The organism is Polaromonas sp. AER18D-145 (assembly GCF_002379095.1).
In the GTDB taxonomy this organism is placed as follows: Bacteria; Pseudomonadota; Gammaproteobacteria; order Burkholderiales; family Burkholderiaceae_C; genus Polaromonas.
On the sequence record NZ_NBZV01000031.1, the window covers coordinates 19,050 to 35,839 of the forward strand.

Annotated in this window: 15 protein-coding genes; 9 read left to right on the forward strand and 6 right to left on the reverse strand. The window is 62.8% G+C overall.

What is annotated here, in order from left to right; all coding sequences use genetic code 11:
• Positions 1-6: 6 nt before the first annotated feature.
• The 3 genes from B7G52_RS15350 to B7G52_RS15355 form a co-directional block, all read right to left on the reverse strand.
• The gene (locus tag B7G52_RS15350; RefSeq protein WP_096698424.1) at positions 7-2,037 is read right to left on the reverse strand and encodes a DDE-type integrase/transposase/recombinase; all 2,031 of its coding nucleotides are present in this window, start codon (positions 2,035-2,037) and stop codon (positions 7-9) included.
• Entirely contained in the window at positions 1,955-2,380 is a 426-nt protein-coding gene (locus B7G52_RS23650; RefSeq protein ID WP_170954781.1) for a hypothetical protein, read from the reverse strand. Before B7G52_RS23650 ends, B7G52_RS15350 begins: the two co-directional genes overlap by 83 nt.
• Before the next feature lie 927 nt (positions 2,381-3,307).
• Positions 3,308-4,618: a YifB family Mg chelatase-like AAA ATPase gene (locus tag B7G52_RS15355; protein WP_240523478.1), complete on the reverse strand. Its 1,311-nt coding sequence runs from the start codon at positions 4,616-4,618 to the stop codon at positions 3,308-3,310.
• Positions 4,619-4,822: 204 nt separating this feature from the next.
• On the opposite strand from B7G52_RS15355, the gene B7G52_RS15360 reads away from it, so the two are divergent.
• The 7 genes from B7G52_RS15360 to glcF all read left to right on the forward strand — a co-directional run bounded on the left by B7G52_RS15360 (position 4,823) and on the right by glcF (position 11,880).
• The gene (locus B7G52_RS15360) at positions 4,823-5,590 is read left to right on the forward strand and encodes a TorF family putative porin (RefSeq protein ID WP_240523479.1); all 768 of its coding nucleotides are present in this window, start codon (positions 4,823-4,825) and stop codon (positions 5,588-5,590) included.
• A gap of 37 nt (positions 5,591-5,627) precedes the next feature.
• Positions 5,628-5,966 (forward strand): P-II family nitrogen regulator, encoded by a 339-nt coding sequence (gene glnK / locus B7G52_RS15365; RefSeq protein WP_077591625.1) that lies wholly within the window; start codon positions 5,628-5,630, stop codon positions 5,964-5,966.
• A gap of 27 nt (positions 5,967-5,993) precedes the next feature.
• Positions 5,994-7,511 carry an ammonium transporter gene (locus B7G52_RS15370; protein WP_096698425.1) on the forward strand — a complete coding sequence of 506 codons (1,518 nt, stop codon included), beginning with the start codon at positions 5,994-5,996 and terminating at the stop codon, positions 7,509-7,511.
• Positions 7,512-7,682: 171 nt separating this feature from the next.
• Positions 7,683-8,549 (forward strand): aldose 1-epimerase, encoded by an 867-nt coding sequence (locus B7G52_RS15375; RefSeq protein WP_096698426.1) that lies wholly within the window; start codon positions 7,683-7,685, stop codon positions 8,547-8,549.
• Positions 8,549-9,478 carry an SMP-30/gluconolactonase/LRE family protein gene (locus B7G52_RS15380; protein ID WP_371329027.1) on the forward strand — a complete coding sequence of 310 codons (930 nt, stop codon included), beginning with the start codon at positions 8,549-8,551 and terminating at the stop codon, positions 9,476-9,478. Before B7G52_RS15375 ends, B7G52_RS15380 begins: the two co-directional genes overlap by 1 nt.
• Before the next feature lie 78 nt (positions 9,479-9,556).
• A complete protein-coding gene (glcE, locus tag B7G52_RS15385; RefSeq protein WP_096698428.1) occupies positions 9,557-10,654 on the forward strand; it encodes a glycolate oxidase subunit GlcE in 1,098 nt (365 codons plus the stop codon).
• A complete protein-coding gene (glcF, locus tag B7G52_RS15390) occupies positions 10,654-11,880 on the forward strand; it encodes a glycolate oxidase subunit GlcF (protein WP_096698429.1) in 1,227 nt (408 codons plus the stop codon). The genes glcE and glcF overlap by 1 nt, the downstream gene beginning before the upstream one ends.
• A gap of 47 nt (positions 11,881-11,927) precedes the next feature.
• On the opposite strand, the gene B7G52_RS15395 is transcribed toward glcF, so the two are convergent.
• The 3 genes from B7G52_RS15395 to lplT are packed head-to-tail and all read right to left on the reverse strand — an operon-like array spanning position 11,928 to position 14,689.
• A complete protein-coding gene (locus B7G52_RS15395; RefSeq protein WP_096698430.1) occupies positions 11,928-12,413 on the reverse strand; it encodes a glutathione peroxidase in 486 nt (161 codons plus the stop codon).
• 55 nt (positions 12,414-12,468) lie between these two features.
• Entirely contained in the window at positions 12,469-13,398 is a 930-nt protein-coding gene (locus B7G52_RS15400; RefSeq protein ID WP_096698431.1) for a DMT family transporter, read from the reverse strand.
• A gap of 10 nt (positions 13,399-13,408) precedes the next feature.
• Entirely contained in the window at positions 13,409-14,689 is a 1,281-nt protein-coding gene (gene lplT, locus B7G52_RS15405; RefSeq protein ID WP_096698458.1) for a lysophospholipid transporter LplT, read from the reverse strand.
• Positions 14,690-14,884: 195 nt separating this feature from the next.
• Between lplT and alr the strand changes: the two genes are divergently transcribed.
• Together alr and B7G52_RS15415 are read left to right on the forward strand one after the other, a co-directional pair.
• Positions 14,885-15,982, forward strand: coding sequence for an alanine racemase (gene alr, locus B7G52_RS15410; protein WP_096698432.1), 1,098 nt, complete (start codon positions 14,885-14,887; stop codon positions 15,980-15,982).
• Positions 15,979-16,782 carry a hypothetical protein gene (locus B7G52_RS15415; protein ID WP_096698433.1) on the forward strand — a complete coding sequence of 268 codons (804 nt, stop codon included), beginning with the start codon at positions 15,979-15,981 and terminating at the stop codon, positions 16,780-16,782. Before alr ends, B7G52_RS15415 begins: the two co-directional genes overlap by 4 nt.
• The last annotated feature ends 8 nt before the right edge of the window (positions 16,783-16,790 follow it).

The following is a 16,790-nucleotide window of genomic DNA, read 5'->3' on the forward strand; positions in this document are numbered from 1 at the left end:
GTCTCTTTACGCGCTTGTGACGACGTTATAGATAGGGAGCGCTACAGGGCTCATGTCCGGCTTGTCAGGGCCCTTTTTTGGTGGGGAGTCCGGTGAAACGCCGATGGCCAACAGTTGGTGAGGAGTAACTCGCGGCTTTGACGCGCGTTTCGGCTTGGTCATCTTTTTTGTCTTTGGGGCAATTTGGTCAGCCTCCATTTCGACGCCGAGAATCTTTCTGGCTTGCCTGCGCTTGCTTTGCGTCTTTGCGTAGAGCTGTGCGCGAGCGGCTAGCTTTAGCTTTTCAAAGGCTTGCGCGCGTCCTACGATGTGACCTTGATCCTGGAGCTCGCGCTGCATCTTCCGTATTGCACCGATCTGCTGTGAAGACAAATCGCGCGTGGCTGGATCTGAATTGAGAATTTGAATCCGAACCAGACTGGTCGGTTCGGTAACCCAAATGTGATTCATTAAGCAGCGGTTGTATTTCACTTCAACTGAAACTTTCCTGCCGGCCGGAGACCTCCTCCTGATCTCCTGTAGCTCTTCGCTGTTAAACACGCAGTTCTCCATTTCTATTCCAATGTGGGTAATCACCCGAGTCGCAGACTCGCAGCAGATTACAGATAGCTCATCCAGATCGCCAGGCACAAACGATTCTTCGATCAAAAAAAAACGATTCCAAATGTTTAAAGGACTGCCTCTGTTCTCCTGAGGGCCAGTCATGTAGACGTCCACGATCCACATGTACACGTAGGCTTGAAGCTCCTGGAGCTCCATCACAGCAAACTTCTCAGGGTTTTGGTCCTCACTGAGTTTGTAGAGATGGGCCCCTGTTGCTCCTGGGAGGCCCGCCATTGCCTGCTCGCTAAACGTCCTGAAAAAACGCTCTACGCGTCCCTTGAACCACGGTTGCTTAACCGGGCAGTATTGCAACTCGATTCCCAGGGCAAAGCACGCATCCTGAAGAGTCGTGGCATGAAACTCTGGCGCGTTGTCGCACTTGATTACCATCGGCAGCCCGTAACAAGGCCAACCACCAACGATTCCGGGAAAGCTCTTCAGGAGTTCCGTTTTCGGCAGGATCGCCGCCTTTATGCAATTCAGGACAGCCTGTGTTGATGGGCCAGAAAAATCAATGTCGACCCCCATGACACTTCGACTGAAATGGTCGACGATTACCGTTACGCGAGGGCGTCCTAGTACTAACCCTGTGTGCTGATCGACCACAAACAGGTCGAGCACCGAATGGTCAATCTCCCAACACTGGTTCAAGCCGTAGTTTTCAGGGCTCGAGCTTGAGGAGCGATAGCGACGGTCGGCGGTCCTTGCGCCTTCTCGCGAGGCCGTGACTTCATAGCCTGAACGCTTGGCGATGGCACGGCGAAAGGTTGAGTAGGAGGGGATGGGGATCTGAGCGGTTTTGGGTCGCCACTTGTTCTTTTCGGATAGATCGGCAATCAAGGTTTGATGGACTCGCGTGACGGTGTATCTCTCAGTTGTCATGTAGACGTTGTCAATCGCGGCCTTCATTGCAAGATCAGCCAAGGTAGACAGTCGGCTTTTCCCAACACCACCGCGCCGGTCGAAATAGGGGATAAGCGCTGAGTTGGACCCGCTTTGCCGCCGGTATTTGCTTAGCCAACGTTGAATTGTGGAAAAGGACGGGCTTCGTACTCTTCCCAGTTTTTCACTGACCAAGGCTACGACCTTTGAAAGGGCGCTGCTGTTACTTCGAATAGGCACGCCGCTGGCCAATATTGCGCCGACGTAGCTATTGCGAGCCAGGCCTTCCTCCTTCGACCGCTCGCTAACGTCGCCAACAAGGCGCGTTGAAATCCTCTTTGCCGTAGAAGAAGGACTGCCGTTCGTAATCGTGGTGCCGGCGCGGAGGTTTCCGCTGATGTAGTGACCGATTAGTGACTCGACAGTCCATACCGTTTCGACGTTTTGGTCGTCTCGAAGTACGAGTTCGCTATTGCCGGATGTAGAAACAATCACGTAGTTCTGGTGGAACAGCGAGATTGACCGGTTTGGTGTAAATGAAACCAGCTGCATCAAACTTCTCCTTGAGCGTGTACGTCAGCGGAGTGTTTAAGCAAAGGGCCGAATGCACGTCGAAATACACCAGGCCGCAAGCCAGTGCCGACAGACTGGTTCGGGAGCCGAAAAGGCGAACAAGCGCGCCGTAGGTGCTCGGACGTTCTGCCAGAAGCGGCTTGAGGATGGCCAAATTGGGGTTGGGAGTGGCCGCGTCTCTGTGGGCCCGTGCTAGCAGGCGTGTGTTTTGAAGACATACCTCCGACGCAAGGGTGGCCTCTGTCGCGATCACAAAATGCACCCCGAGCCGGCGGAGGTAATTTCTGATGTCGATCAACCGAGCACGGAGTTCGGAACTCAAAAGGCGATGCTGTGGTTTGCACTCTATGCAGATGAGTCGCCCGGTGGCATCCAGGACAAGCGCGTCGGGTGTGTAGTCGAAATCGAGTTCCGTCAGCGGACGGAACGCTCACTGTTGTGGGCTGGGTGCAGGCATCGACAACAAGCCAGGAGCACTCAAGGCGGTAAATCAGCGCTCTTTCTAACGCAGATTCCCAGTGGAGGGCCCGGCTGAAACGATGGGAGGGGAAAATCCCGCGTACTCGCGCACCGCTGCGGGTGACGATCCGACGGGGACGAAAGAGCGGATCTCGCCCTACCAACAGGGCAAATCTCTCCATTAACGATGTGGTCATCGCTTTCTCCAGTATTCAAAAGACAACAGAAATCCCTCACAACAAAAAAAAGTTCTGTGATTGGGTCGGTTTGGCTTGACTGGGGAATTAGTCGAATGACATACTGCAGATCTCTGACTTCTACAATAAATCGACTACATACGCCGCCAGCCTTCGGGTTCGCGGCTTTTTTTTATTTCATGATGTGCTTTCGTTGGATGCCATGAGGGGATTAATGGCTGTGCGGACGATTGGGAGCGTCAAATGCTAGACGCGAAATCACAAATTTCAAAGTAAAAAAGGCGAAGCTTTTTTGATGTTTGACGTTCGTGAAACTCCAATGTGCATGCTTTGAAAACCAAAACATATAGCTTTGGAAATTGAGCGTGCTCTTTCTCCTCTGGATGAGCTCCAGGCACGTCTTAGAGCATGCTGTTTTGTCGAGTGACAGAAACTGTCTTGCGCACGCAACTGCGCACATGCCGTATTACCCAAAAAACCGAGTAGCAGCAGCGTTATCTACAACGATCGAGAGATATATAAAAGCCGTAGCTACACGTGCATTGGCGCCGGCCATAGATATGCGACCGCGCGGCTAGCTTCAAAGCTTGGGATCACGCCAAGTGAAGAGGCTTGGGGCCCCTGTGTTTGGGACAATGAAATAGAGAGGTGCTCCTCCTCCTTACCCCTCGACCGGATACGGGTCTTACGGATATGGGCAGCAACTTTGACCAAGGTAATGCAATAACTTTGATCAATGTGCAATAACTCTGAACACCTACATAACGCGAGACCTGGTCCGGCGAGCAGCGGCAGGCGCGCAGGCTGGAGCCGAGGTAGCCGCAGGGGCAGGGGTTCATGGCTGCGATCAACTGGAAGCGGGCCGGAAACTCGGCGCGCTGGGCGGCGCGGGAGATCGTGATGGTGCCTGACTCCAGCGGTTCGCGCAGGGCTTCCAGCGCGGCTCGCGGGAATTCGGGGAGTTCATCAAGGAATAAAACGCCGTGGTGCGCCAGTGAAATTTCACCGGGCCGGGGCGGCGAGCCGCCGCCGACCAGGGCCACGGCGCTAGCGGTATGGTGCGGAGCGCAGGTGGGCCGCACCGCCCAGCTGTCCAGCGAAAAGCGGCCGCCGAGCGAGGCGACGGCTGCGCTTTCGAGCGCCTCGGCGGTGCTCATGGCCGGCAGCAGGCCGGCAAAACGCTGGGCCAACATGGACTTGCCCGAGCCCGGCGCGCCCACCATCAGCAGGCTGTGGCTGCCAGCGGCGGCAATCTCCAGTGCGCGCTTGGCCGCCGCCTGGCCCTTGACGTCGGACAGGTCCGGGTAAGGGGTGGCGTCCTGCGGTGCGCTGGGCTGGAGCCGGACCCAGCCGCCCGTGTCCTCGGGAACCATGTCGCCCGGCAGAAATTGCCTGACCACGTCGAGCAGGTGGTGGGCCCGGTAGACCTCCGCATCCGGCACCAGCGCCGCTTCCTCGGCGCTGCCGCCCGGCAGCACCAGCCGGGGTCGGGGCTGGCCGGCGTCCCGGCCGGGCAGGGCCAGGCTCATGGCCAAGGCGCCGCGTATGGGGCGCAATTCCCCGCCCAGCGACAGCTCGCCGGCAAACTCGTAACCTGCGAGCTTGGCGGTGTCGATCTGGCCACTGGCCGCCAGAATGCCCAGCGCAATTGGCAAATCGAAGCGACCGGAGTCCTTGGGCAGGTCGGCTGGCGCCAGGTTCACGGTGATGCGTTTGTTGCCGGGAAACTCCAGCCCGGTGTTCTGGATGGCCGACCTCACCCGCTCACGCGCTTCCTTGACCTCTGTTTCCGCCAGACCCACCAGCGTAAAACTTGGCAAGCCGTTGGCCAGATGCACTTCGACGCAGACCGGGTGCGCCTGCATGCCCAGCAAGGCGCGACTCTGCACTAAAGATAAGCTCATTTGTCGATTTCTCCCTCATGCACCAAAAACAAGCATACATTGATGCACTTGTTCGGTGCGCATCTTGTATTTATTCCAGTTCAAGTTAACGCGTCAGCCCTTCCTGACGACGACGAAGGAGCTTCAGGTCTACAAAATTTGGCACGCTCCATGCTAAGTGTTCAACGCGCCAAATTCCCTTTTTAACTATCCATGGAGCCCTCAATGAAATCAGCCGCCAAAAAATCAATGCTGGTGATGGTACTTGCCCTGGCAGGTTCGGCCTTTGCCCAGACCGCAGCCCCTGCGCCGGACTACACCCTGTCCTACAACGTCGGCGCCACCACCGACTACCGCTACCGCGGCATTTCGCAGACCGGCAAGAAACCAGCGCTGAATGGCGGCATTGACTACGCCCACAAAAGCGGCTTTTACCTCGGTACCTGGGCTTCGACCATCAGCTGGCTGAAAGACACCACCGCCAATCCCAACACGACCAAAGGCCCGGTCGAGATCGACCTCTACGGCGGCTACAAAGGTGCGTTGTCCGAAAGCGTGGGTTATGACGTCGGCGGCCTCTACTACTGGTATGCCGGCAACAACATGAAAAAGACGGCCGGGCAGGTCAGCCCGAACACCTTCGAGCTGTACGGCGCCCTCACCTTCGGCATCGTCACGGCCAAGTACTCGCACGCCACGACCAACCTGTTTGGCACGGCCAACAGCAAGAACAGCGGCTACCTCGACCTCAGCGCCAACTTTGACCTGGGTTCCGGCTGGTCCATCGTGCCGCACATCGGCGCGCAGAAAATCAAGAACGGCAATTCCTACACGGACTACTCGGTGGCCGTCAACAAGGACATCGACGGGCTGGTGGTGAGCCTGGCGGTGGTGGGCACCAACGGCCTGGGCGCGCCCTACACCCTGCCTGGTTCGGGCACCCGTGACCTCGCCAAGGATGGCCTGGTCCTGTCCGTCAAGAAAAGTTTCTGAAATAACACGGCTTAGAAGCTGAGGCAAAGGAGAACTCATGAAACTCGTAACGGCCATTATCAAACCGTTCAAGCTGGACGAAGTGCGCGAGGCGCTGTCCGGCATTGGTGTGCAGGGCATCACCGTGACCGAAGTCAAGGGCTTCGGCCGCCAGAAAGGCCACACGGAGCTGTACCGCGGCGCTGAATACGTGGTGGACTTCCTGCCCAAGGTCAAGATCGAGGCCGCGGTATCCGACGAGCTGGTGGACCGCGTCATCGAAGCCGTCGAGGGCGCAGCCCGTACCGGCAAGATCGGCGACGGCAAGGTCTTCGTCTACAACCTCGAGCAGGTCGTGCGTATCCGCACCGGTGAAACCGGCAAGGAAGCGCTCTAAGCCTCAACCCTAAAAAGAGAAATAGACATGAAAAAACTACTTGCCTCCCTGGCTCTGGGACTGAGCCTGCTGACTTCCGGCGCCGCCGTGCTGGCACAGGCGCCGGCGGCTGCCCCCGCGGCGTCTGAAGCCGCCGCACCGGCGGCCGCTCCTGCAGCGATGGCTGCACCGGCTGCAGCCGAAGCAGCGGCACCTGCCGCACCTGCCGCCGTCCCCAACAAGGGCGATACGGCCTGGATGATGGTGTCGACCATGCTGGTGATCCTGATGACCATCCCCGGTCTGGCCCTGTTCTATGGCGGCCTGGTCCGCAGCAAAAACATGCTGTCGGTGCTCATGCAGGTCATGGTCACCTTCTCGATGATCGTCGTGTTGTGGTTCATTTACGGCTACAGCCTGGCGTTCACCGAGGGGAATGCCTTCTTCGGCGGCTTTGACCGGCTGTTCATGAAGGGTGTCTGGGACAACGCTGCCGGAACTTTTGCCAATGCAGCCACCTTCAGCAAGGGCGTTGTGATTCCTGAAATCATCTTCGCCGCCTTCCAGGCCACCTTCGCCGGCATCACCTGCGCACTGATCGTTGGCGCCTTTGCCGAACGCATGAAGTTCTCCGCCGTGCTGATGTTCATGGTCATCTGGTTCACCTTCAGCTACGCACCGATGGCCCACATGGTCTGGTTCTGGATGGGCCCTGACGCCTACACCGCCAAGGAAGTTGTTGACGAGATGACCTCCAAAGCCGGTTACATCTGGCAGTCGGGTGCGCTTGATTTTGCCGGCGGTACCGTCGTGCACATCAACGCCGCTGTCGCTGGTCTGGTCGGCGCCTACATGGTCGGCAAGCGTATCGGCTACGGCAAGGAAGCCATGGCGCCCCACAGCCTGACACTGACCATGGTCGGTTCCGCCCTGCTGTGGGTCGGCTGGTTCGGTTTCAACGCCGGTTCCGCGCTGGAAGCCAACGGCTTCGCCGCCCTGGCCTTCATCAACACCCTGGGTGCCACGGCAGCCGCGGTGCTGGCCTGGTGTGTCGGTGAAGCGCTGATGCGCGGCAAGGCGTCGATGCTGGGTGCAGCATCCGGTGCAGTCGCTGGCCTGGTGGCGATCACGCCGGCAGCCGGCAACGTCGGCATCGGCGGCGGCCTGATCATTGGCTTGGTGGCTGGTTTTGCCTGCCTCTGGGGTGTCAATGGCCTGAAGAAAATGCTGGGCGCGGACGATTCGCTCGACGTGTTCGGCGTGCACGGCATCGGCGGTATCCTCGGTGCCCTGCTGACCGGCGTGTTCAATTCCCCCAGCCTGGGGGGCCCCGGCTACGTGGCGGACTGGGTCACGGCCACCATGGTGACGGCGGCGGATTACTCCATCGTTGCCCAGGTCTGGATCCAGCTCAAGGCGGTGTTGATCACGATTGTCTGGTCCGGTGTGGTGTCCTTCATCGCCTACAAGGTGGTGGACCTGACCATCGGCCTGCGTGTCAGCGAAGAAGACGAGCGCGAAGGCCTCGACATCACGTCGCACGGTGAAGCCGCCTACAGCCGCTGACCGGCACAAGCCGTGGCCGCCCCCGGGTGGCCACGGCAGCTTGAATGAATTTGGGATAAATAGCGAGAGTCTCCTTTGGATGTTGAGCCCGCAAGAACTTCGGTTCTGGCGGGCTTTTTTTTGCCTGGGCTGTTTGTCCACCGGTGCACAATGTCGGCAGGAGACCTGCCCATGACCGAGCCCATCACCTTGTCCAGCGCCAGCCTGCGTTGTGACATCAAGCCCGACCTGGGGGGCTGCATAGCCGGCCTCTGGCTGGGCGACCTGCCTGTGCTGCGCTCGACGCCCGCCAGCGAGCTGATGTCGGTGCGCCTGGCCGGCAGTTATCCATTGGTGCCGTTTTCCAACCGTGTCGGGCATGCCAGGCTGAAGTGGCAGGGCACCAGCCATCCGCTGGTGCAGAACAACGGGCCGGAACCGCACGCCATCCACGGCCTGGGCTGGCAGCGGCCCTGGCAGGTGCTCGAGCAGGACGAGCAGCTCCTGATGCTCGCCTTCGAACACGGCGCCGACGCCTCCTGGCCGTTTGCCTTTGACGCCTCGCAGACTTTCCGCCTCAGTGGAAACATCCTCGAACTCACACTGAGCATGACCAACCAGTCAGCCACGCCGGCGCCGGCCGGTCTCGGCTGGCACCCCTACTTCGTCAAGCGCAGCCGCAGCCGCATCACGTTTGAAGCGACCGGGCGCTGGGAGATGAACGAGGAAAAACTGCCGACCCACCGCCAGCCGGCGCACGGACTCGATGTGGACTGCGGCGCGCTCGATGTGGACCACTGCTTTGACGGCTGGAACGGCGTGGTGCATCTGCATGACGAAAAAATGCACACACGCATCGCGTCCAACCTGGGCCGCCTGGTGGTGTTCACCAACCCCAAGCGGGACTTTGTGGCGATCGAGCCGGTCAGCCATGTCAACAATGCCGTCAACCTGCTGCAGGCTGGCGCGGGCCAGGCCGATGAGCTGGGCATCCAGGTGCTGGCACCGGGCGAATCGATGAGTGCCCACATGAGCATCCAGGTGGAGCCTGCGCCGTGATCTGGACGACCACGGTGGCGCAGCCCAGCGAACTGGGCGAATCGCCGTTGTGGCACCCCGACGAGCAGCTGCTTTACTGGGTGGATATCGCGGGTAAAAAAATCAAGCGCAGCAATGTGTTCATGGGCACGGTGGAAAGCTGGGCCATGGCCGCCCCGCACGACCTGGAGCCCGGCTGCATTGCACCGGCGCGAAGCGGCGGGCTCGTGGTCGCGCTGCGCGACGGCATCTACCGGGCGCGGACCTGGGGCTGTCCGCTGGAGAAACTGGCCGAGGCCGCGCACGACCCGCGAACCACCCGCTTCAACGACGGCAAATGTGACCCGCTGGGCCGCTTCTGGGCCGGCACCATTTACGAGCCGCGTGATGCGCGCGAGGCGGCGCTGTATTGCCTGGACAGCCGGGCGGGCCACACACCGGCGCTGCTGCGCATGGCCGGCGACGCGACCGTGGGCAACGGCCTGGCCTGGTCCGCCGACAGCCGGACCCTGTACTGGGCCGACACGACCGGCCATGTCATCCATGCCTGGGACTGGGACGCCGCCAGCAACACCCTGGCCCGGCAGCGCGTGTTCCGGCAGTTCCCGCCCAAGCCGTCCGGCTGGCAGGCCGGCATGCCGGGGTATGGCGGCCGGCCCGACGGCGCAGCGGTGGACAGCGAGGGCAATTACTGGGTGGCCATGTACGAGGGCGGGCGCGTGCTCAAGCTGTCGCCGGGCGGCGAACTGCTGGCCGACATGCCCACCCCCGTGGTGTGCCCGACCATGGTGTGTTTTGGCGGCGACGACCTGCAGACGCTCTACCTGACCACGGCGCGTCATGGGCGACCGGCCACAGAGCTCGAAGCGCTGCCGCAGTCCGGCTGCGTGTTTTCCATGCGCGTCGATGTGCCCGGTCTGCCGGTCAACTTCTTCGCGGACCCGGGCTGACCCCCCCCAAAAAAAGCGAACAGCCGCCGTTCAAAAATATCAAACCCGGCCGACCGGCGCCCCCTTACCATCAGGACCATGGACTCAGCGCTTCAATTGATCATCGACCGGGTGCAGGCCGCGGCAGCCAGCGGCACGCCACTGCGCATACGCGGCGGTGGCAGCAAGGACTTCTACGGCCAGACGCCGCAGGGCGAGGTGCTGGACGTCACGCCGCTGGCGGGCATCACCAGTTACGAGCCTACCGAACTGGTGGTCACCGTGCGGGCCGGCACACCACTGGCCGAACTTGAAGCGCTGCTGGCCGAACGCGGCCAGTGCCTGCCTTTCGAGCCGCCCCGGTTCGGGCCGGGCGCCACGGTGGGGGGCATGGTCGCCGCCGGCCTGAGCGGCCCGGCGCGCGCCAGTGTGGGTGCCGTGCGCGACTATGTGCTGGGCGCCACCCTGCTCAATGGCAAGGGCGAGTTGCTGACCTTTGGCGGCCAGGTCATGAAAAACGTGGCAGGTTACGACGTCTCCCGGCTGATGGCGGGCGCCATGGGCACGCTGGGGCTTCTCACGGAACTGAGCCTCAAGGTGTTGCCGGTCGCGCCAGCCGAGGCCACGCTGAAGTTCGGAATGAGCCAGTCAGAGGCCTTGGCAAAGTTGAATCGCTGGGGTGGGCAGCCCTTGCCGCTCAATGCCAGCTGCTGGGTCGACGACGCCGGCGCACCCACCCTGTACCTGCGTTTGCGCGGCGCCATCGCAGCGGTCGAGGCCGCCTGCAAAACACTGGGCGGCGAACGCCAGGACCAGGCCGCGGCCGCGCCCGACTGGACCTTGTGCCGCGACCAGCAGCTGCCCTGGTTTCTCGAGCGCGGCGAGCGCGACCTGTGGCGCCTGTCGGTGCCGCAGACCGCGCCAGTGCTGGACCTGCCCGAGCCGCCGCTGGTCGAATGGCACGGGGCGCAGCGCTGGGTGCGGGCCGCCGCCGGCGAGGCGCAGCGCCTGCGCCATGCCGCTGCCGCCGTTGGCGGATCCGCTACGCTTTTTATAGCTGGTGGTGCCCGTCCTGAAATGGCCGAGGGTCGATTTGATCCCTTGAAACCGCCGCTGGACCGGATTCACCGGCAGCTCAAGAAAGAGTTCGATCCCGCCGGAATTTTCAACCGCGGCCGCCTTTACCCCGACTTCTGATGCAAACCCACCTCGCCCCCGAATTCAAGAACAGCGCCGACGGCCAGGCGGCCGAAGCAATTCTGCGCAAATGTGTGCACTGCGGTTTTTGCACCGCGACCTGCCCGACCTACCAGCTGCTCGGCGACGAACTCGACGGACCGCGTGGGCGCATCTACCTGATCAAGCAGGTGCTCGAAGGCCAGGCGCCGACGCGCAAGACCCAGCTGCACCTGGACCGCTGCCTGACCTGCCGCAACTGCGAGACCACCTGTCCCAGCGGCGTGCAGTACGGCCACCTGGTCGACATTGGCCGCAAGCTGGTCGATGAGCGGGTGCCGCGGCCCGCTTCCGAGAGCGTGGTGCGCTGGGCGCTGAAAGAAGGCCTGCCGTCGCCGCTGTTTGCACCGGCCATGAAACTTGGTCAGGCCGTGCGTGGCCTGCTGCCCGCGGCGCTGAAGAACAAGGTGCCGGCGCGCCAGCCAGCGGGCCGCTGGCCGCAGCGTGAACACCCCCGCAAGATGCTGATGCTGGCCGGCTGCGTGCAACCGGCCATGATGCCCAACATCAACACCGCGACGGCGCGTGTGCTCGACGCGGCGGGCATCCAGACCGTGGTGGCAGCCAAGGCCGGCTGCTGCGGCGCCGTCAAGTTTCACCTGAACGACCAGGACGGCGGCAAGGCCGAGATGCGCCGCAACATCGACGCCTGGTGGCCGCATGTGGAGGCGGGTGTGGAGGCGATTGTCATGAACGCCTCGGGCTGCGGCGTCACCGTCAAGGAGTACGGCTACCACTTGCAGGACGACCCGGCCTATGCGGGCAAGGCGGCGCGCATCAGCGAACTGACGCGTGACCTGAGCGAGCTGCTGCCCGAACTGGTGGAGCCGCTGCGTGCGCGCGTGACGGCCCAGGCCGGCCAGATCGCGTTTCATCCGCCCTGCACCCTGCAGCACGGCCAGCAGCTGCGTGGCGGCGTTGAGCAACATCTGGGCGCCCTGGGCTTCGACGTGAAGGTCGCCAGCTGCGAGGCGCATCTGTGCTGCGGTTCCGCCGGCACCTACTCGGTGCTGAACCCGGAGATTGCCTTCCAGCTGCGCGACCGCAAGCTGGCGAATCTGGGCGAGATGATGCCCGAAGTGATTGTGTCGGCCAACATCGGCTGCATCACCCACCTGCAAAGCGGCACGGCCACGCCGGTGCGACACTGGATCGAAGTGCTCGACGATTCGCTATCAAATCAGTAGCTGATGGCGTCCGTGAATAAAGGGAAAGATCCGGATTTTGTTGTGAATCAGGCGGCCAGAGCAGCTTCCACGTCTTTCGCCAGGTCGGCCGGCTTGTCGGTCGGTGCATACCGCCGGATCACCTGGCCGTCCTTGCCGACCAGGAACTTGGTGAAGTTCCACTTGATGGCCTTGCTGCCCAGCAGGCCGGGCGCTTCCGACGACAGCCACTTGTACAGCGGGTGCGCGGCCGGGCCGTTGACGTCGATCTTGCCCATCATCGGAAAACTCACGCCATAGTTGACCTGGCAGAACTCGGCAATCTCGCCGTCGGCGCCCGGGTCCTGGGCGCCGAACTGGTTGCACGGGAAACCCAGCACCACCAGGCCTTTGCCGGTGTAGGCCTTGTGCAGCTCTTCGAGGCCGCCGAACTGCGGCGTGAAGCCGCATTGGCTGGCCGTGTTCACGATCAGCATGACCTTGCCCTTGAATTGCGAAAGCGCAATGTCCTGGCCGTTGATCTGCCGCGCTGCGAAGTCGTAAATGCTGCTCATGGTGCGCTCCCGGTTGATCTGCCACTGTACGGCAGCTTGCCGAAAAACCCGAAAGCTATTTGGGGGGAGATGGCGCAGGGGCCAGTGCTGCCAGCGCGGCGGCCAGCACAATCAGGCTGCCGCCCAGCAGGGTACGCGGGCTGAATTCCGCTGCGCCCAGCGCGGCCGCCGACAGGCTGGCAAACAGGATCTCGGTCAGCATCACCAGTGCGGTGGTGCTGGCCGCCAGGCGCGCCGCGCCATACTGCAGCGCCATGTTGCTGAACAGGAAGGCCACGGCCAGGCCCAGCGCCACACCGGCCCACGAGGTGCTCCAGACCGGCGCCGGCACGATGTGCCAGGCCATGCCCAGCAATGCGGTGGCGATGGCCATGAGGCCGCCGCCGCCAAACATGGCCATCATGCGTGATTCGCTGGGCGTGTACGCCAGCTTGCGCAGCAGCACGTTGGTGGCGGCAAAACTCAGGCCTCCCATCAGGGCGAGCCAGTCGGCCGCGCTGTGCGGCACCGGCCAGGGCGAGTCCGGCGACTTCAGCACGATCAGCACACCCGCCATCGCCAGCGCCAGGCGCAGCAGCGAAGTGCGGGTCGGTTTTTCTCCCAGCAGGCCCCAGGCCAGCAACACGGACCACGCCGGCATCAGGTAAAACAGCAGCACCACCCGCACCACGTCCCCGACGGTCACGGCCCAGTTGAACCCGACGTTGGTCAAACCCGCCGCCACGGCCAGCAGCCACAGCTGGGGGTGTCGGGCAAAGCCGCGCCAGCCCCCGCGCCAGACCAGCGCCACGCAGGCCAGAGAGAAGAAGTAGATCAGCGCGGTGGCCCACAGGGGATGCAGGCCCTGCGACTGCAGCTCGCGAAACGGCCACCAGGACACGCCCCAGACAAAGGCGTTGAAGACCAGCGCGGATGCAGCCAGCGTGGCGCCACGGTGGTTCACGGCGTCTGACCCTCCGGGGCCGCGGCATGGCCGCCCATCCATGTCTGCCACATCAGTGCGAGTTGTCGCTGCGCGCGATGGTCAGCAGGTGGTCCACCTGCTCTTTGTACTTGATGCAGTTGCTTTTGTGCCAGCGCTGGATCAGCCACATGAAGCCGGCCACCACCACACCAAAGGCGGTGATCGCGCCGAAGGCCGACAGGCCCATGCCGGTGGACAGGCTGTAGCCGGCGCCCAGCGCCAGAATGCAGGCCTGCTCGTTGAAGTTCTGCACGGCGATGGAGCGGCCGGCGCCCATCAGGTTGTGGCCGCGGTGCTGCAGCAGCGCGTTCATCGGCACCACCAGGAAGCCGCCCAGCCCGCCGAGCAAGATCAGGAAAGGTGCGGCCACCCAGACGTTGGTGATGAAATTCATCAGGATCACCAGCACACCCATGGCGATGCCCAGTGGCATCACCAGGGTGGCGTGTTCCAGCCGCATGCGCATCGACGCCAGGATCGCACCGGCAGCCGTGCCGATGGCCACCACCCCCACCAGCGACGACGCCTGCGTGGTGCTGTAGCCCAGGGCCGCCGCGCTCCAGGCCAGCACGATGTAACGTAGGTTGCCCGACACGCCCCAGAACAGCGTGGTGGTGGCCAGCGAAATCTGGCCCAGCTTGTCACGCCACAGGGCCGAATTGCAGTTCCAGAAGTCGGGCAGCAGCTCGAGCTTGTTGCGCGGCATCGGGCGCATCTCCACGCCGGTCAGCGGAATCCGCGTGTTGAACCAGGCCGCGATCGCATACAGAAGGATCAGCGCGCAGATGGCCGCCTCGGGCGGCGTGTCGATGCCGGTGCTGATGACGGGGAAGTCGAACGACAGCAACAGGTGCGACACCGAATGGCCGACCAGTTGGCCGCCGAGCAGCACCCCCAGGATGATGGAGGCAATCGTCAGGCCTTCGATCCAGCCGTTGGCCTTGACCAGCTGGGAGGCCGGCAGCAACTCGGTGAGGATGCCGTATTTGGCCGGTGAATAGGCGGCAGCGCCCAGGCCGACAATCGCATAGGCCATCAACGGGTGCGTGCCGAACAGCATCATCAGGCAGCCCACCACCTTGATGGCATTGCTGATGAACATGACCTTGCCCTTGGGCTGCGCATCGGCAAAGGCGCCGACAAAGGGCGCCAGCACCACATAAAACAGTGCAAACATCGGCACCAGCGCAGCCGGTTGCCATTTGGGCGCGCCACTGGTTCTGAGCAGCTCCACGGCGGCGACGAACAGCGCGTTATCAGCCAGCGAGCTGAAAAACTGGGCTGCCATGATGGTGTAAAAACCGCGCTTCAGCTTCATTGAACGGTGTGGGTCACTGTGGCGAATGCATCAGGCAGTCTGATGCGGCACGATATAAGTGAATGTCTCCTGACTATCGAGGTTTATAGCACGCGGCAGGATGGCAGAATCGACAAATAGGCCTTGACAAGCCTGCGTTAACCCTCGCCCCGTCCTGTTTCCCACCACCACCACGAGCCGTTGCCTGACATGCCCCGCCCCATTCTTGCCACTGTTCATGCCGCCGCCGTCAGCCACAACCTGGCGCGCGCGCGCGCTGCCGCGCCGGACGCCCGGGTCTGGGCTGTCGTCAAGGCCAACGCCTACGGCCACGGCATCGAACGCGTGTTTGATGCGCTGCGCAGCGCCGACGGTTTTGCCCTGCTGGACCTGGCCGAGGCCCAGCGCCTGCGCGCGCTGGACTGGCGCGGCCCCATCCTGCTGCTGGAGGGCTGTTTTGACGCGCGCGACCTTGAGCTGTGTTCACGCCTGGGCCTGTGGCACGCCATTCACTGCGACGAGCAGATCGACATGCTGGCGGCCCACAAGACCCAGGTGCCGCACCGCGTCTTCCTCAAGATGAACTCTGGCATGAACCGCCTGGGCTTCACGCCCGAGCGTTACCGCGCGGCCTGGACGCGGCTGAACGCCTTGCCGCAGGTGGAAGAAATTTCGCTGATGACCCATTTCAGCGACGCCGACGGCGCGCGCGGGATTGCCCACCAGCTGCAGGTCTTCGAGGCGGTCACCCATGACCTGCCCGGCGAGCGCACGCTCAGCAACAGCGCGGCCACCCTGCGCCACGGCTTGGCCATCGGCGAGAAGTCCGACTGGGTGCGGCCCGGCATCGCGGTGTATGGCAGTTCACCCGATTTCCCCGAACACAGTGCCGCCGACTGGGGCTTGCTGCCGACCCTGACGCTGGCGTCGAAAATCATTGGCGTGCAACACCTGGTGGCGGGCGACACGGTGGGCTACGGCTCCAGCTTCACGGCCGACGGCCCGCTGCGCATCGGCGTCGTGGCCTGCGGTTATGCAGACGGCTACCCCCGGCACTGCACCACGGGCACGCCGGTGCTGGTTCAGGGCGTGCGCACACGCATGGTGGGCCGCGTCAGCATGGACATGATCACGGTGGACCTGACACCGGTGCCCAATGCGGGCATGGGGTCGGACGTGACCTTGTGGGGGCAGTCTCCGGGCGGCGCCGTCTTGTCGATTGACGAGATCGCCGCGGCAGCGGGCACGGTCGGTTATGAGCTGATGTGTGCCGTGGCACCGCGCGTGCCGGTGGTGGTAGCCGAATGATCAATCTGTCGAACTGGCGATCGGTTCGGCTTTGGGAAAGCAGTGTGGAGAGGCAGTTGCGCCAGAGACACTGGCTGTGGCTGCACGGGGCCTGCATCGGCTCCATCGTGATGGGGGTGATGTGGGCGACGGCGCATTTGCAGATGCTGATGGGTTCGGATTCGCTGGCCTTGCGTTACGCGGTGACCCTGGGCATCGGCTACCTGAGTTACCTGCTGGTCCTGCGCATCTGGGCGGCAGCGCTTGTCGCGCCTGCGTCCAGGGGAGATGGCTTCAGTGCCGACCTTCCCGTGCCGGATGTGGGCGGCGGCCTGAACCCCGGCATGTCAGTCCCGGACACCGCTTTTCTGTCGGGTGGCGGTGGCGATTTCGGCGGAGGGGGTGCGACCGGCGATTTTTCCAGTGCGACGCAGGCATCTCCAGGGTTGGGGGATATTGCCAGCGGAGCGCTCGAGGCAGCGGGCAGTGCCGACGAAGGTGCTGTCGTCGTGGTTCCCGTGGTGGCCATTTTCCTGATAGGTTGCGCCCTCCTGCTCGGGACCGGGTCGTTGCTGCTGCTCTACTTCGGCTGGGAAGCCCTGCTCACGGTGGCGGTGGAGTTGGCTTTCTCCTATGTGTCGGCGCGCACGGCGGTGCGTGTGGTGCGCGAAGGCTGGCTGTCCGCGGCGGTCCGGCTGACCTGGAAGCCCTTGCTGGGCGCGTTTTTCTGCGCGGTGCTGCTGGGCGTCACGCTGGATTATTTCATTCCTGCCGCGCATTCCCTGCCCCACGCGATCAGGCTGATCAGGGGCGCCGGCTGAGAACCCCG

Coding starts and splice junctions, on each gene's coding strand:
- B7G52_RS15370 (WP_096698425.1), top strand. CDS start 5,994: ATGAAAAAACTACTTGCCTCCCTGGCTCTGGGACTGAGCCTGCTGACT.
- B7G52_RS15400 (WP_096698431.1), bottom strand. CDS start 13,398: ATGGATGGGCGGCCATGCCGCGGCCCCGGAGGGTCAGACGCCGTGAAC.
- glnK (WP_077591625.1), top strand. CDS start 5,628: ATGAAACTCGTAACGGCCATTATCAAACCGTTCAAGCTGGACGAAGTG.
- B7G52_RS15350 (WP_096698424.1), bottom strand. CDS start 2,037: ATGCAGCTGGTTTCATTTACACCAAACCGGTCAATCTCGCTGTTCCAC.
- B7G52_RS15395 (WP_096698430.1), bottom strand. CDS start 12,413: ATGAGCAGCATTTACGACTTCGCAGCGCGGCAGATCAACGGCCAGGAC.
- alr (WP_096698432.1), top strand. CDS start 14,885: ATGCCCCGCCCCATTCTTGCCACTGTTCATGCCGCCGCCGTCAGCCAC.
- B7G52_RS15415 (WP_096698433.1), top strand. CDS start 15,979: ATGATCAATCTGTCGAACTGGCGATCGGTTCGGCTTTGGGAAAGCAGT.
- B7G52_RS15360 (WP_240523479.1), top strand. CDS start 4,823: ATGAAATCAGCCGCCAAAAAATCAATGCTGGTGATGGTACTTGCCCTG.
- glcE (WP_096698428.1), top strand. CDS start 9,557: ATGGACTCAGCGCTTCAATTGATCATCGACCGGGTGCAGGCCGCGGCA.
- B7G52_RS15375 (WP_096698426.1), top strand. CDS start 7,683: ATGACCGAGCCCATCACCTTGTCCAGCGCCAGCCTGCGTTGTGACATC.
- glcF (WP_096698429.1), top strand. CDS start 10,654: ATGCAAACCCACCTCGCCCCCGAATTCAAGAACAGCGCCGACGGCCAG.
- B7G52_RS15355 (WP_240523478.1), bottom strand. CDS start 4,618: ATGAGCTTATCTTTAGTGCAGAGTCGCGCCTTGCTGGGCATGCAGGCG.